Source organism: Rhodococcus sp. NPDC003383, assembly GCF_053589115.1.
This window is the reverse complement of the sequence record NZ_JBSFRG010000002.1, coordinates 183,179-198,748: the sequence shown is the minus strand read 5'-3', so window position 1 is coordinate 198,748 and position 15,570 is coordinate 183,179. Positions and strand designations below refer to the sequence as shown.

13 protein-coding genes are annotated in these 15,570 nt (G+C 68.5%); 7 read left to right on the top strand and 6 right to left on the bottom strand.

Going from position 1 to position 15,570, the window contains the following annotated elements:
- Positions 1-30 precede the first annotated feature (30 nt).
- Genes ACWDTS_RS02815 through ACWDTS_RS02800 form a run of 4 tightly spaced genes read left to right on the top strand, consistent with a single transcriptional unit; the run spans position 31 to position 7,651 of the window.
- Complete coding sequence (locus ACWDTS_RS02815; protein ID WP_450117546.1) at positions 31-4,398, top strand: nSTAND1 domain-containing NTPase; 4,368 nt, start codon at positions 31-33, stop codon at positions 4,396-4,398.
- A 15-nt stretch (positions 4,399-4,413) separates the two neighbouring features.
- On the top strand, positions 4,414-5,349 hold the full coding sequence (locus tag ACWDTS_RS02810) for a hypothetical protein (protein ID WP_450117545.1): 936 nt from the start codon (positions 4,414-4,416) through the stop codon (positions 5,347-5,349).
- Positions 5,346-6,947, top strand: coding sequence for a trypsin-like serine peptidase (locus tag ACWDTS_RS02805; protein WP_450109666.1), 1,602 nt, complete (start codon positions 5,346-5,348; stop codon positions 6,945-6,947). Before ACWDTS_RS02810 ends, ACWDTS_RS02805 begins: the two co-directional genes overlap by 4 nt.
- Positions 6,944-7,651, top strand: a complete 708-nt coding sequence (locus ACWDTS_RS02800) for a hypothetical protein (protein ID WP_197255079.1) — start codon at positions 6,944-6,946, stop codon at positions 7,649-7,651. Before ACWDTS_RS02805 ends, ACWDTS_RS02800 begins: the two co-directional genes overlap by 4 nt.
- A gap of 60 nt (positions 7,652-7,711) precedes the next feature.
- Here ACWDTS_RS02800 and ACWDTS_RS02795 read toward each other — a convergent pair whose 3' ends face one another.
- Positions 7,712-8,605 carry a hypothetical protein gene (locus ACWDTS_RS02795; protein WP_197255078.1) on the bottom strand — a complete coding sequence of 298 codons (894 nt, stop codon included), beginning with the start codon at positions 8,603-8,605 and terminating at the stop codon, positions 7,712-7,714.
- A gap of 170 nt (positions 8,606-8,775) precedes the next feature.
- The gene (locus ACWDTS_RS02790) at positions 8,776-9,621 is read right to left on the bottom strand and encodes an SDR family oxidoreductase (protein WP_450109665.1); all 846 of its coding nucleotides are present in this window, start codon (positions 9,619-9,621) and stop codon (positions 8,776-8,778) included.
- A gap of 88 nt (positions 9,622-9,709) precedes the next feature.
- Here ACWDTS_RS02790 and ACWDTS_RS02785 point away from each other — a divergent pair, with 88 nt between their 5' ends.
- Complete coding sequence (locus tag ACWDTS_RS02785; protein WP_450117544.1) at positions 9,710-10,084, top strand: winged helix-turn-helix transcriptional regulator; 375 nt, start codon at positions 9,710-9,712, stop codon at positions 10,082-10,084.
- 55 nt (positions 10,085-10,139) lie between these two features.
- On the opposite strand, the gene ACWDTS_RS02780 is transcribed toward ACWDTS_RS02785, so the two are convergent.
- Positions 10,140-10,496 (bottom strand): cupin domain-containing protein, encoded by a 357-nt coding sequence (locus ACWDTS_RS02780; protein WP_450117543.1) that lies wholly within the window; start codon positions 10,494-10,496, stop codon positions 10,140-10,142.
- A gap of 179 nt (positions 10,497-10,675) precedes the next feature.
- Here ACWDTS_RS02780 and ACWDTS_RS02775 point away from each other — a divergent pair, with 179 nt between their 5' ends.
- Positions 10,676-11,326: a helix-turn-helix transcriptional regulator gene (locus tag ACWDTS_RS02775; RefSeq protein ID WP_231611269.1), complete on the top strand. Its 651-nt coding sequence runs from the start codon at positions 10,676-10,678 to the stop codon at positions 11,324-11,326.
- A 119-nt stretch (positions 11,327-11,445) separates the two neighbouring features.
- Here ACWDTS_RS02775 and lpdA read toward each other — a convergent pair whose 3' ends face one another.
- From lpdA to ACWDTS_RS02760, 3 genes are all read right to left on the bottom strand, one after another.
- Entirely contained in the window at positions 11,446-12,846 is a 1,401-nt protein-coding gene (gene lpdA / locus ACWDTS_RS02770; protein ID WP_197255074.1) for a dihydrolipoyl dehydrogenase, read from the bottom strand.
- Positions 12,847-12,928: 82 nt separating this feature from the next.
- Positions 12,929-13,756 carry an ABC transporter permease gene (locus tag ACWDTS_RS02765; RefSeq protein WP_450109664.1) on the bottom strand — a complete coding sequence of 276 codons (828 nt, stop codon included), beginning with the start codon at positions 13,754-13,756 and terminating at the stop codon, positions 12,929-12,931.
- Positions 13,753-14,712, bottom strand: coding sequence for an ABC transporter ATP-binding protein (locus ACWDTS_RS02760; RefSeq protein ID WP_450109663.1), 960 nt, complete (start codon positions 14,710-14,712; stop codon positions 13,753-13,755). The genes ACWDTS_RS02765 and ACWDTS_RS02760 overlap by 4 nt, the downstream gene beginning before the upstream one ends.
- 97 nt (positions 14,713-14,809) lie before the next feature.
- Here ACWDTS_RS02760 and ACWDTS_RS02755 point away from each other — a divergent pair, with 97 nt between their 5' ends.
- Complete coding sequence (locus ACWDTS_RS02755) at positions 14,810-15,517, top strand: TetR/AcrR family transcriptional regulator (RefSeq protein ID WP_450117542.1); 708 nt, start codon at positions 14,810-14,812, stop codon at positions 15,515-15,517.
- Positions 15,518-15,570: the final 53 nt, after the last annotated feature.

Here is a 15,570-nt window from a genome sequence, read left to right as displayed (position 1 = left end):
ATAGTTTCCCCGCAGCGAGCGGAGCGGACGATGACCCGCATATTCCTGAGCCATTCCAGCCGAGACAGCCGGCAGGCGGTCGCGCTCATGCGCTGGCTCGTCGAGAACGAACCGAGCCTGGCCGGGGAGATCTTCCTCGACATCGATCCGGACACCGGGCTGGCGCCGGGGGTGCGGTGGCGCGATGCGCTCACCCGGACCGCGGCACGCTGCGAGGCCGTCGTGTGCCTGCTCTCGACCGACTGGGAGTCGTCGCAGGAATGCACCAACGAATACCGCACTGCCGAAACTCTGAACAAACGGATCTTCTGCGCCCGACTCGACGCGACGGCCGGCCGGTACACCCACGAATGGCAACATTGCGACCTGTTCGGTGACGGGCCGACCACCGAGATCACGGTCGACGGCGAACCGATCGTGTTCCGTACCGAGGGGCTGCGAAGGCTGCTGCGCGGCCTGCGCGACGCCGGGGTGGGTGCCGAACATTTCGCGTGGCCACCGCCCGGCGACCCGGACCGGGCTCCCTACCGCGGGTGGGAACCTCTCGAAGAGCAGGACGCCGCCGTCTTCTTCGGCCGCGACGAGCAGATCATCAGTGGGCTCGACAAGCTGCGGGGCATGCGGGCGTCGGGGTCCGCGTCGCTGTTCGTCGTGCTGGGGCCGTCCGGTGCGGGCAAGTCGTCGTTTCTGCGAGCGGGCCTGCTCCCCCGGTTGCGCCGCGACGACCGGCACTTCCTTCCCCTGGGCATCGTGCGCCCGGAGCGCGCCGCATTGACCGGCGAGCACGGACTGGCCCGCGCGATTCATACGACACGCGCCGAATTGGGGTTGCCCGCACCCCCGCTCGGCGAGATCAAGGCGGCGTGCCGATCGGGCGATGCCACACGGGTCACACAGTGGCTGAGGGAGATTCGACAGAAGGCATCCGATCGGCTGCTCCACGACACCGGCAATGCACCCCTGCCGACCCTGATCCTGCCGGTCGATCAGGCCGAAGAACTGTTCGCGGCGGACGCGGGACCCCAGGCATCGCAGTTTCTGACACTCCTCGCCCGGCTCACACGCCATTCCACCGGCGACGACGAGCCCCTGTTCCTCGTCGCAGCGACGATTCGCTCCGACCGGTTCGAGACGCTGCAAACCGTCCCGGAGCTGGCGGACGTGCGATCCGAGCTGTTCAACGAGCTCAAGCCGATGCCGCGCACCGAGTTCAAGGAAGTCGTGTGCGGTCCTGCGGCCCGCGCCACCGCCGCGGGACGTCCCCTCGAGGTCGAGCCCGCCCTGCTGAACCGGCTGCTGTCCGCGTGCGGGCAAGGCGCCGACACCCTCCCGCTGCTGGCACTCACCATGGCCCGGCTCTACGAGGACTACGGCAGCTCCGGGCGGCTCACCCTCGCCGAATACACCGCGATGGGCGGCATGCACGCGGTCGTCCAGACCGAGATCGACAACCTGCTTTCCTCCGATCCCGACGAACGCAGCACACAACTCGAGCACCTGCGCGCCGCGTTCGTTCCGTGGCTGGCCAACATCGACCAGTACACCGACCAGCCGATGCGTCGCCTCGCCCGCTGGTCCGACCTACCCGCGCAGAGCCGGCCGCTGCTCGACGCGATGGTCGCGCGTCGACTCCTCGTCAAAGGTGAGCGCGACGGCGACGTCGTCGTCGAAGTCGCCCTGGAAAGCCTGCTGCGGCAATGGACCGACCTCGCCGGCTGGCTCCACGAGGAACGCGACAGCCTCCGGGAGGCCGACGCGCTCGAACGAGCTGCCGCGGCGTGGCGGAAGAACAATCGGCAAGAGGCGTGGCTACTCGAGGGCGAACGTCTGACCGACGCCGAAACCTTGTCTGCGCGAAAGGGCTTCCGGGACCGCCTCAGTCCGGTTCGACCGTACCTCCTCGCATCGCGGCAACGGGAGGACCAACGTGTTGCCGACGAAAACCGTCGCCGCGAAGCGGAGTTGGAGGCGGCGCGAGAGAAGCAAGAGGCGGCGGAAGCGCTGGCCGTTGCGGAAACGGAAGCGAGGCAGAAAGCTCAGGAATACGCCACCGTCCTGCAGAAGCAGTCGCGGAAGTTGCGGACGGTTCTCGCGGCGATGGCGGTCGTTGCCCTCGCCGCAACCGCTGCATCCGGCTGGGCGCTGCACTCCGAGCGCCTCGCCGACACTCGAAGCGACGAGGCGGTCGCGTCGCGGCTGGTGGCCGAGGCTCAGTCGATCCTTGCCGGCGATGGCACCGGGAACGAGGTCCACGCTATCAACAAGTTGCTCGCTGCCCCCCATTTCGCCCGAACGGACGCCGACGCACTGGTCAGCGCTGCTGCCGACCGCCGCGACCTATTCAAGATCATCGAGATTCCCGCAATTGTCCACAGTGCCACCTACAGTCGCGACGGCACGCGGATCGTCACCGGCGACGACGGCGGCGCAGTGCGCGTGTGGGATTCGCAGACTGGTCTTTCCGTCCTCGACCCGATGCAGCACGGCGACGCGGCCGTGTTCCGGGTGGCCATCAGTCCGGACGGAACACGAATCGCGTCGGGCGACTACAACGGCGTCGTCCGTGTATGGGATTCCACGACAGGCCAACCGATCGGCACCCCGACATACGACCAGACGGCGATGGTGTCGAGCCTGGCATTCACCGACGACGGATCCCGGATCCTTTCGACGCACTCCGATGGGGCGCTCCGCTGGTGGGATCCGAATACCGGGCAACTCGACGGCGAACCGGTGACCGCTCTCGTCGGTGGTTCGGTGCAGTCGACCGCGTTCAGCCCGGACGGACGATGGCTCGCTACCGGAAGTGCCGACAACGGAATCCGGTTGTGGGATCTGTCCACTCCTGGGTACGACCTCGTCGGTGAGACGATGACGGGCCATACTCGGGTCGTCACGGCACTCGCGTTCAGCCCGGACAGCCGGCAGATCGTATCGGGCAGCGACGACGGCACCGTGCGACTGTGGGATGTCGCAACGCACCGTGAGATCGGCGACCCCATGATTACCCCGAGTCCGGCGACAAGTGTCGCCTTCGACACCGACGGACGACGCGTCGTCTCCGGAGGATTCGACGGGACGATCCGCGCCTGGGACACCGACCTGCAGCAACCCATCGGCGTACCTCTCACCGGGCATGACGGGCCCGTGGCCGGTGTGGCATTCAGTCCGGACGGCCGGCAGTTGCTGTCGGCAGGGTGGGATGCGACGGTGCGGACATGGGACGCGACCACCGCACTGCCGGTGACCGGCAGTGCCGGAAGGATCTACGGCATCGGGACCGACACGAACAGCCACCGCATCGTCTCCGCAAGTGCGGACGACGAATCACTACGTCTGTGGGACCTCGACACCGGAAAATCGCTCGGGGCACTCAGCGGGCACGACGGCACCATCGAGGTCGTCACGGCTACCGACGACGGGCACCGCCTTGCCTCGGGCGGCGACGACGGCACCGTGCGAGTGTGGGATATCGGCACCGGCCTGCCCGTCGGAGCTCCCCTCACCGGACAACAAGGTGCCGTCCGGACCGTCGACTTCAGCCCCGACGGCCGCCGGCTCGCCTCCGCAGGCGACGACGGCACCGTTCGACTGTGGAACGCCGACACCGGCCAACCGATCGGCGATCCTGTCCAGGCCCGGCACGAGGGCACAGTCAACGCAATCGACTTCAGCCCCGACGGTCACCGCCTGGTATCCGGAGGCGACGACGGCACCGTTCGACTGTGGAACGCCGACACCGGCGCACCGGTCGGCGATCCCATCCGAGTCGGGCCCGAAGTGCAGGTGGTCGGGTTCGCCGCACACGGCCACCGGGTCTTCTCGGTTTCGTTCGTCCAGGGTCTCCAGCTGTGGGATCCGGAAACCGGACAGTCGATCGATACCGTGGAATCCGGGGACAAGGCCGCCGTGTTCCCCGTCGGAATCAGTCCGGACGGCACTCGCATCGTCGCCGGCGGAACGGACTCCGCGTTGCGGCAGTGGGACCCCGAAACCGGGCGGCTCCTCGGACCGGAGATGCCCGGACACCGCGGCGGGGCGGCCGGCGTCGAATACAGCCCGGATGGGCGCTACATCGTCTCCGGCGGCTCCGAGGGCGACATCCGTCTCTGGGACGCCGAGACCGGACGGCTGATCGCGGTACCCATGACCGGCCACGCGGGGTGGGTAGCGGCCATCGCATTCACGTCCGACGGACGGCGCCTCGTCTCGGGCGGGACAGATGGCACTCTCCGGATCTGGAATCTTCCGCCGTCGACAACGGAGGAGGCATCGAACATGTTGTGTTCCAAGCTCACCCGCAACATGACCGATGACGAATGGCACGAGTGGATCTCCCCCGACATCGAACCCCAGACGTTGTGCCCGGACCTTCCTCCCGGCACCGACACCGAATGACGAAGGAGTACCACCATGCCTCACGTGACGTTCGTCCACGGCATCGGCAACAAGCCCCCGGCCGACGAATTGCTGGACCAATGGCGCATCGCGCTGTTCGACGACGACGGCCTCGATCTCGACGCCATGGGTGTCACCTCGTCGATGGTGTACTGGGCGGACATGCTCTACGCGCAGCCCGCTGCCGCGTTCACCGCCCACGAGTCCACCCTCGGGCCGGACGATGCCGCCGAGTTCGAGGTCCAGGATCCGGGCTGGATCTGCGAACTGCCCGACGACGAGCGGGAGTTCGTCGAACGTCTGGGCCGCGAGGTCGGAGTCGCCACGGTCGAACCCGTTCCCGGCGAGTGCGAAACGCTTGTGCTGCCGGATACCGAGCTAGAGGCGATCCCGCTGCCACCCGCGATGAAGAAGCGACTGATGCAGGTGTTCCTGCGCGACGTGCATCATTTCCTGTACGACGCTTCGTTCACGCCGCGACCGGGCGAAACCTTCCGAATTCGCAGCGATATCCGTGAACGGGCTTTGAAAGCCTTGCAGGAGAGCGATTCCCAGCCCGGACCCCACGTCGTCGTCGGACACAGCCTGGGCAGCGTCATCGCCTACGACGCCCTGACCGCGATCAACGACGCCCCGCGCGTGGATGCGCTGCTCACCGTCGGTAGCCCGTTGGGGATCTCGGAGGTCCAGGACGGGCTGACGCCACCGTGGACTCGCAACGACGGCTGGCCGGCGCGGTGCCTCGGCGACGGCCGATGGACCAACGTATACGACCCGCTCGACCCGGTCTGCGGATTACTCGACCGGCAGATCGCGGGCGACTTCCTGCATGCCGGACAGCGGAAGGTCGCCGATGTCGGGGTGTCGAACACCGGCAGTTGGCGGCACAGCATCGGCAAGTATCTCGGCCAGCCCCGACTCCGCGATTTCCTGCGTCAGGTCCTCGAATGACGACCGTCGACGTCGCCTGGATCGACCGGATCGCCCGCTCTGCAGGTACTTTCGACTGGCCGGAGGTGGGCCGAATCGTCCAGGAGTACTGCCGATTCCTGCGCGGACCGGCCGAACAGCCTCCGGCAGAGGTCATGCGGATGCTCGCCGGGTTGCGCCGGTACCGCAGATTCGACGACGTGATTGCCGTCGCGGACGCCGCACTGGGTCGCGGACTCGACCTTCCTGCGGTGCGGCGGCAGTACGCCCAGGCGCTCGTCGACCGGGGTATGCCGGCGGCCGCATTGCATCTGTATTCCGAGCTGGCCGACGATCCGCAGACGCCGGCGTCGGAGCGGATCGAGGCGCGCGGTGGGATCGGCCGGTGCCACAAACAGTTGTTCCTCACCACCGGCGACCTCCCGCGTCGGGCGCACCACCTGCGAATGTCACTCGACGCGTATCTGACAGCGCGTGACGAGGCACCGGCCCGGCCGTGGCACGCGATCAACGCGGCGGCTCTGCTCGCCCGCGCCCACCGGGACGGCCTCGCCGTCCCCGGAATCACCGATCCCGCCGTGTTGTCCCGCGCACTCGCCGCCCAGGTGCTCGGTGCGATCGAGACGGCGGCAGAGCCCGACGCGTGGGCCGCCGCGACCGCCTGCGAAGCGGAGGTCGCGCTCGGCGATCCTGCAGGTGCCGATTCCTGGCTCGACGCGTTTCTCGCCGATCCGGGAGTCGATGCGTTCAAGATCGCCGCACTGCTGCGGCAACTGGTCGAGGTGTGGGGACTGACCACCGCGGCCGCGCCCGGCGACACCATGCTGCCGCTGCTGCGCTCGGCGCTTCTGCATCGCGACGGCGGCGGCGTGCTGGTCCGCGATCGCGATGTCGGCACGGCCCGGCTCGCCCACCTCGAGAAGGTGTTCGGCCACGACCGCTACCAGTCGTTGACGTGGTACCGCCACGGGCTGTCGCGGTGCCGCGCGGTCGCGCAGGTGTGCACACCGTCGGAGGACGGGGTCGGGACCGGGTTCGTCGTCGACGGCCGGGATCTGCATCCGGACCTGCCGGAGCGGGTGCTCGTCACCAACGGACATGTCGTGCCCGAGGGGGTTGCCGCCGGCGACGCGGTGGTCGTGTTCCATGCGCTGGACGCCTGCACGGACCGCTTCCGGCCGGTGCGCTGCTGGTGGTACGCCCCGTCCGACGGCGCGGGGCTGGACACCTCCGTCCTGGAACTGGACGGCTGGCCCGGCGACCTCGAACCGTTGCCCGTCGCGGCACGCCTGCCCGCACTCGAACCCCGTCCGCCCCGTGCGTATCTGATCGGGCACCCGCGCGGTCTCCAACAGCCGCAGTTCTCGCTCCAGGACAACATCGTGCTCGACTACGATGACACCCGGGTGCACTATCGTTCGCCCACCGAGGGAGGCAGCTCCGGCAGTCCGGTGTTCGACGACCAGTGGCGGCTCATCGGGTTGCACCACGCAGGCGGCGTCGACATCCCGCGACTGAACCACAAGGGCGGTACGTACTCGGCGAACGAGGCGATCACGGTCGGTGCCCTCCGCGCGGCGCTCGCACACCGCGCACCCCAGGCCAGGGAGGTGGCGTGACGGTCGGCAGCGACGTGGTCGAGGTGGGTGGACGGGAGCTGGCCCTGATCCGTGTCCCGCCGGGTACACCGCCGCGACCGGGAGACCGACTCACCGCACTGCTGCGAGCAACCGGTGTGTCCCCCGGTGCCCCCGCAGTGGTCCTCGTCGGGGGTGCGGACGGTATGGCACCGTCGGACGCCGCTCTCTGCGAGCGCCTGTTCGTCCCGCTCGTCGCGATGATCGAATCCTTCGGCGCGACCTTGATCGACGGCGGCACGGACTCCGGGGTGATCGGACTGGTCGGACGGGAACGCCGCCGGAGCGGCGCCCAGGGAGTGCATCTCGGGATCGTCGCGGAAGGAACGGTGCGCTGGCCCGGACACGACGGGACACTGCCCGATTCGGCCGCGCTGGAACCGAATCACACCCACATCGTCGCCGTCGCGGGGGATCACTGGGGCGACGAAACGCCGTGGCTCGGGGCTGTCGCCGAAACCCTTGCAGCGGGATCGCCCGTCGTCACGGTGCTCGCGAACGGCGGCGGGATCGCGCGCGACGACGTCACACAGTCGCTGGCCGAGGGGCGCCCGGTTCTCGTGCTGGCGGGCACCGGCCGCGCCGCGGATCTGCTCGCCGCGACCGCGGTGTCCCCGCTCGTCACGGTCGTCGCGCCCGAACCCGACGCAGTGCGGACGGCGCTCGAGGCCGCACTGCTGGGCTGACAGCGAAATGCGCTCACCGCTTCGGAATCCGCCCACGCTGTCGCGTGAGCGACTTCGCACTCACCGCGTGGATTGCCGGGCGACTGCCCGCTCGAATCGCTGTGCGACGACGTCGAACCGCGTCAGATCGGCCCACGTCCAGCGGACGACCTCGAGACCGAGATCGCGCAGCGCGTCCTCGCGGAGTTTCTCGGCGAACACGTCGCGACGGTCGGCGTACTTGCCGGCCCCGTCGAACTCGCCGGCCACCCCGTGCCGCTCCCAGAAGAAGTCGAGACGGACGCGTCGTCCGTCGCGCAACACGATCGGATGCTGGAGCACGGGACGAGGCAGTCCGCTCTCTGCGATCCGCACCCGCGACAGCGATTCCCCGGGACTTTCACTGCGCGCGTCGAGGAACGGCACGACTGCCGCGGCCCGCGCGATCCCGCTGCGATGGCGGGCCGACGCCAACGCCGCGGGCAGCAGATCCAGCGTGTCCGGGTAGTTCCGCAGGGCCGAGTCCCCGACGACCACTGCCTGGTCCAGAGGAAGAGCCCGGGAGAGGTCCACGACGGTGCGTGCGGGAGAGGTGACAGCGAGACCGTCCACGTCGACGACGTCATCGTCGGTCCAGGTGGTCGCGTGCACGTGCAGGTGCCGGGTGCGGCGACCGTGCGATCCGGTGCGGGAGACGTGCACCTGCGCGAGATCGATGTTCCACACGTCCAGGTTCAGGAGCGTTGCCGCCGAGACATGGCTGATCACCGCGCCGGGCGGCATCGTCGACGCGACGTGCCGCGCCCGCACCCGGTGACGTGCGGGGTCGTCCAGCCGGTCATGATCGGCGCGCCACAGGTACACACCTCGCGTGAGGGCGACGAGGTCGCCGGCCCGCACCGCGGCACGAATGTGGTCGTCCGAGAAGCCCGTCGCGAGCAGGTGCGTTCGGGTCAGTGGTCGAGGGTCGGTCATGAGGCGACCCTGCCCGATCCCATCCGGCCGAACCACCCACTCCGAGCCGAAATCAGGACTTCTGTGGATGAACGACGCGCCTGTGCACAACCGTCGGATCGGTTGATGCGCCGCATGATTCGGAATCCGCCCACCCTGTAGCGTGGGCGGATTCCGAATCACCGCGCAGATCAGCCGCGCAGCACGTCCGCGACTGGGGTCGCGTCGCGTCCGATCAGGCGCTGCAGATCGCCGCTGTCGGTGTCGAGGGCTCCGGCGGCGATGCCCGCGTCGGAGTCGGCGAGAACCGCCGCGAACTGGGACGGTACCCCTGCGCCTTCGAGGACCTGCGTGTACTCCTCACGCGACAGGTCCTTGTACACGACCGGCTTCCCGACGACGCCGGACAGCGCTTCGGCGAGTTCCGTGTAGGTGAGCCGGTCGCCACCGAGTTCGTACACCTTGCCGGCAGCGTCGTCGGCGAGCAGCACGGCGGCCGCGGCCTCGGCGAAGTCCTTGCGGGCAGCTCCCGCGACGCGGCCGGTGCCCGCGGCACCGAACAGGGCGCCGGTCTCGCGGGCGGTGCCGACGGCCGATTCGTAGTTCTCCCAGTACCAGCCGTTGCGAAGCAGCGCGTGAGCGATGCCGGATTCGGCGATGAGGTTCTCGGTGGCCTTGTGCTCGGCGGCGAGCATCAGCGGGCTGTTCTGGGCGTCGAGGATGCTGGTGTAGGCGAGGAATCCGACGCCGGTGGCCTTCGCGGCCTCGACGACGTTGGTGTGCTGCGGGACGCGGCGGCCGATCTCGCTGCCGGAGACGAGCAGCAGCTTGTCGACGCCCGCGAACGCCACGCGCAGCGCGTCCGCGTCGTCGTAGTCGGCGACGCGCACCTGCACTCCCTTTTCGGCGAGCTCGGCGGCCTTCGCAGCATCCCGGACCACGGCGACGATGTCGGCCGCGGCGACACCCCGCTCGAGGAGCGCGGCGATGGTCAGGCACCCGAGATTGCCGGTCGCTCCGGTCACTGCAATGGTCATGTCGACTCCTGTTGTTGATGCTTCAACTTCTCCACCATCACAGCACTAACTATTAGTAAGTGCAAGACGGTCGCGATATCGTCGCACCATGGCCTCGGACCCAGCGCTCGCAGCGGACGTGTTCGCGCGCTGTTGCGAATCCCGCCGGACGATGCTGGACATCACCGGCAGATGGGGAACCCTCGTCCTGGTCGCTCTCGGCGACGGCACCCACCGGTTCGGGGAACTCCGGCGCCGGATCGACGGTGTCAGCGAACGCATGCTGTCGCAGACCCTGCAGCAGCTCGAACGCGACGGCTTCGTCGCACGCGACGTCCGGGCAACGGTTCCGCCGCACGTCGAATACCGCCTCACGGAGCTGGGTTCGAGATTCGCGCAGCACCTGCGCGGCCTGATCGAACTCGTGCAGGACGCGATGCCGGAAGTGATTGCAGCCCAGGAGCGCTACGACCGCGCCCACTGAGCGAAGCTCATCAGCGCAGACAGAGCGAAGCCCATCAATGCCGACTGAGCGAAGCTCACCGCAGGACGACGAGTGTCACCACCGAGTCCTCGTGCGCGACGAGGCGATGCATGATTCCCGCCTCGACATGAACGGCGGTTCCGGGCACCAGCTCGATCGACTCCCCGCCGACCTCGAAGGTCACGTGACCCTTCGCCCCCGAGACGAGAATCGGGAAGCCCGCACGGTGCTCTTCCATGGTCTGGCCGGCGGCGAAGCTCAACCGCACGACGGTCGCGCCGGGGCCGGCCGCCATACGTTCGATGCGGGGTGTGGGCCCGTCCTGGACGTTCAGGTCGGCGAGTCCTTCGATGCGCGTCACACCGGCGGTGCTGCTGTCCTGCGCGGTGTGCACCGACGGGTTCTGCGACATGTTCGACTCTCTCCTTCGTAGTGACCGAGCGCGACCCGACCGCAATTCCGGAACCGATGACCGTCGCCGTAACGTTGACATCGTCGCGCTGTACCGGCGACGACTATAAAGGAAATTACTCATTTGAATACGGCGGGCCTCACCGGAGTCCCACCGAGCGTTCGGCAGAGGGGCAGGAATTGGCACGACAGGTCAAGCAACGGGACCGCGTTCTCGCCCTGCTCGAAACGTCGGCCGAGCCACTCGACGCCCACCTGCTGGCCGACGACCTCGACCTGCACGTCACAACCGTCCGCTTCCACCTCAACTCGCTCATCGAGGAAGGCCTGGTCCGGACCCGGCAGCTCGAGTCGACGAAGGTCGGCCGGCCGCGTCTCGGATACACCGCCGTGCCGAAACCGTCCTATACGGACCTCGTCGCACTGCTCGCGGCCCGGCTCGGCGGCACCGCCGAGGAGCGGGAGCGCACGGCCTGCGAGGTGGGACGCGACTGGGCGGGCATGCTCGGTTTCGCCCCTGCCGACACCGCCGACGCGGGCGCCTTCGTCATCGACGCCCTCTCCCGCCTGGGATTCGAAACCCGATCCGCAACAAGCGCATTCGGAAACCACGAGCTCACTTTGTGCACGTGCCCCCTGGTCGAGATCGCCCGCACCAACCCGGAGGTCGTGCGCGGCATCCAGCGCGGGCTCATCCAGCAGCTCCTCGACGACAACGCGGCCACGTTCGGCGCCCGATACACCGCCGCGGTCTTCCCGGACCCGCAGGACGGCAATTGCTCGATCCGCCTGGCACTGCGGAAGTCGGACAGGGACGCCGAGGCGTCGTAACCCCAGCCGCACCCCAACGACAGGGGCGCCACAACGACAACGGCCCGTGGTGACGGTGAAGTCTCCACGGGCCGAGGCCGGTACATCCGGGCGGGGATCTACCCGCGCGGAGGTCTGTGTCAGAAGTTGATCATGTGTCCTGCGAGGCCGTGGATGGCCTCCTGCAGCGCCTCCGACAGCGTCGGGTGCGTGTGGACGTTGCGGGCCAGCTCGTTGACGGTCAGGTCCCACTTCTGGGCCAGCGTCAGCTCGGGCAGCAGCTCGGAGACGTCGGGGCCGATGAGGTGGCCACCGATCAGCTCGCCGTGCGTCTTGTCGGCGATGAGCTTGACGAACCCATTCGGGTCGCCGAGACCGTGGGCCTTGCCGTTGGCGGTGAACGGGAAGGTCGCGACCTTCACGTCGTAGCCCTCGGCCTTGGCCTGCTCCTCGGTGAGACCGAACGACGCGACCTGCGGCTGGCAGAACGTCGCGCGCGGCATCATGCGGTAGTCGCCCAGCTCGAGCGTCTCGGCGCCCCCGATGGTCTCGGCGGCGACGACGCCCTGCGCCTCGGCGACGTGCGCGAGCTGCAGCTTGGCGGTGACGTCACCGATGGCGTAGATGCCGGGGACGTTGGTGCGCATGCGCTCGTCGATCTCGATGGCGCCGCGGTTGAGGGCGACGCCGGTGTTCTCGAGGCCGTAGCCCTCGACACGCGGGGCGAAGCCGACGGACTGCAGCACCTTGTCGACGACGACCGTCTCGACGTTGCCGCTCTTGTTGTCCTTGATCGAGACGGTCACCTTGGTGCCGTCGTCGTCGATCGTCTGCACGGCGGCACCGGTCTTGATGGTGACACCGAGCTTCTTGTACGCCTTGGTGATCTCCTTGGAGACGTCGGCGTCCTCGTTGGGCAGGGCGCGGTCGAGGAACTCGACGATGGTGACGTCCACGCCGTAGTTCTTCAGGACGTAGCCGAACTCCATGCCGATGGCGCCGGCGCCGACGATGAGGATCGAGCCGGGCAGGTCGCGCGTGAGGATCTGCTCCTCGTAGGTGACGACGTTCTCGCTGAGCGAGGTGCCGGGCAGCAGCTTCGTGACGGAACCGGTCGCGATGATGACGTTGTCGAAGGTCACCCGGTCGGTGCCGCCCTTGGTGAGCGCCACGTCGATGGTCTTGGCGTCGACGAACGAGCCCTTACCGTCGTACTCGGTGATCTTGTTCTTCTTCATGAGGAAGTGCACGCCCTTGGTGCGACCGTCTGCCACCTTGCGGCTGCGGTCGAAGGCTGCACCGAAGTCGAAGGAGACATCCCCCGAGATACCGAACGTCTTGGCCTCTTTGTTGAAGAGATGCGCCAGTTCGGCATTGCGGAGAAGTGCCTTCGAGGGGATGCAGCCCACGTTCAGGCACACACCTCCCCAGTACTTCTGCTCGATGATGGCGGTGCTCAATCCCAGCTGTGCCGCGCGGATAGCAGCGACGTACCCACCGGGACCGGCTCCGAGGACAACGACGTCATAGTGTGAGGTCACGGGTATACAGGGTAGTCCCGCCGGTTTCCGCTGTCTGTCGATGGTCCGGTTACTCGTCGGTAACGGTCGGATCGGCGCCCGATCAGCGGGTGGTGACGTACCGGCGGACCGTGAGCGGTACCAGCACAGCGACGATTCCGAGGCACCAGCCGAAGGCTGCGAACAGGGGGTGCTGCAGGGGCCACGCCGCATCCGCGGCCATCGGCACAGCCGCGTCCACGGCCGTCGGCGCGGCACCGCCCAGCAGTTCGCGCAGGGCGGCCACGACGGCACTGACCGGATTCCACTCCGCGATCGTCCGGATCACCGCGGGCATGGTCTCGGTGGGCACGAAGATGTTGGAGAACATGATCGTTCCGAAGATCATCGGCGCGCACTGCTGCAGCACCTGCTCGTCCCGGATCGAGAAGCCGAGCCAGATACCCAGCCAGGAGAGCGCGAAGCGGAACAGCAGCAGCAGCATCACTGCGAGCGCAGTCTCGCGGACGCCTGCGTCGATCCGCCAGCCGACGAGATATCCGACACCGACCATCGGCACGAGCGCGACCGCACAGGTGGCCGTTTCGGCGAGGGCGAGCCCGGCGGGCACCGACACCGGCGCGGTGGGCAGGGTCCGGAACCGGTCGGAGAGTCCGCTGCGCAGGTCGGCGTTGGCGGTGGCCGCGGTGGTCGCCAGGCCCATCGCGGCCACGAGCACCAGCACCCCCGGCATCAGATACGCGCGGTAGGCGGCGGCGTCACCGCCGGACAGTGCGCCGCCGAAGACGAATCCGAACAGCAGCACCATGCCCAGCGGCGCGGCGAGCGTGACGAGCAGCAGCGCGGGCGAGTGCCGGTACGTCAGGACGATCCGATGGAACAACGTCCGGGTGCCGGTGAGTGCCGAGCTTCCATGGGTGGCGGTGGTCATGCGGGCTCCTCCGTACGGGCGTGTCCGGTCAAGGTCAGGAACGCTTCGTCCAGCCCGACGCGACGGCGGCCGATGTCGTCGACGGGCACGCCCGCTTCGTCGAGGGCGCGTAGCACCGGCAGCAGCGGCACCGAATCGGCATCGGTGGCGAAAGACAGCCGGACGGTGCCGGTTTCGGACGCGGCGTCGGTGGCGATGTGCCGTAGACCGAATGCGGCGGTCACGCCGATCGCCTCGGTGACGTCCGCGGCGGCGGGCAGGGCGAGGTCGACTCCGGTTCCGACCGCCTCCTTGATCTGCGCCGGGGTTCCGGTCACGATCGTCACGCCGGCGTCGAGGATCGTGATGCTGTCGGCGAGGCGGTCGGCTTCGTCGAGGTACTGCGTCGTGAGCAGCACGGCGGTGCCCTCCCCCACGAGTTCGCGCACCAGCCGGTAGATCTCGTTGCGGCTGTGCGGGTCGAGGCCGGTGGTCGGTTCGTCGAGGAACAGCACTTCGGGCCGCACGACCATCCCGGCGAGCAGGTCCAGCCGCCGGCGCATACCTCCCGAATAGCTGCTCACCGGGCGGGCGGCGGCGTCGGCGAGATCGAACCGGTCGAGCAGCTCGGTCGCGCGGACCCGGGCCGAGCGGCCGTCGAGTCCGTGCAGCCGCGCGAACATCGTCAGGTTCTCCCGACCGGTCAGCCGGGGGTCCACCGCGTGGAACTGCCCGACCAACCCGATGCGTCGTTTCACGTGGGCCGCGTCGCGCACGACGTCGAAGCCGCAGACGCGGCCACGACCGGCGGTCGGCCGCAGCAGCGTGGCGAGCATGCGGACGGTGGTCGTCTTCCCCGAGCCGTTCGGGCCGAGCAGCGCGTGGATGTGCCCGGCGGGAACGCTCAGGTGCACTGCGTCGACGACGGTGCGGTCTCCGAACGCCCGGGTCAGGCCCTCGGCTTCGAGCACGTTCATGCGCCCTCCCCCTCAAACTGTGAACAATGTTCGCACTTAGAGGATAGATAAATGAGAACAGCGTTCGCAACTCTTTCCTCGAGGCATGCTGGGGGTCATGCCGACCTCACTGTGGCTGCGCACCGACGAACGCAAGCGCGGGCCCCGCCCGACGTACACCCTCGACGACATCGGCGAGGCCTGCGTCCGGCTGGTCGACAGGGAAGGCATGCGCGCACTCTCGATGCGGCGCGTCGCCGACGCGCTCGGCACCTCGGCGGCATCGCTGTACCGATACGTGGCCGGCAAGGACGATCTGCTCGCGCTGATGGCCGACCGGGTCGCCGCCGAGTTCGACTTCCCCCCGCTCACCGGTGACGTCCGCACCGATGTACTTGCCATCGCCCAGCAGTCCCGATCCCTGCATCGGCGTCATCCGTGGCTACGGGACACGCCGGCCACCGACCTCGGCCCGAACAGCATCCGCTACCTCGACCGGCTCGTCGGCGCACTGGCACCGGCCGGGCTCGGCGCGACCGCCACCATGATGGGCGTCGCCCTGATCAGCGGCTGGGTCACCAATTTCGCGGCGCAGGAATCGGCCGGGGAGACGGCCTCGGCGAGCGGCGGCGGTGCCGCACACATGTCCGAGATGCTCGCGCACGGCGACTATCCGCACCTGAGGGCCCTGTTCACCTCGGACTCCTCGGGCGCCGCCACGACCCTCGACAACGACGCCGCGTTCGTCGCGGGGCTCGACGCCATGCTGTTCGGAATCGCGCCCGCCGCGTCCCGAACCGAACCGCCTCGGCCGGAACGGAAATGACGGTCGGCGTACCGAAATATCGGTACACCGACCGTCACTCAGAGGCACTTCCG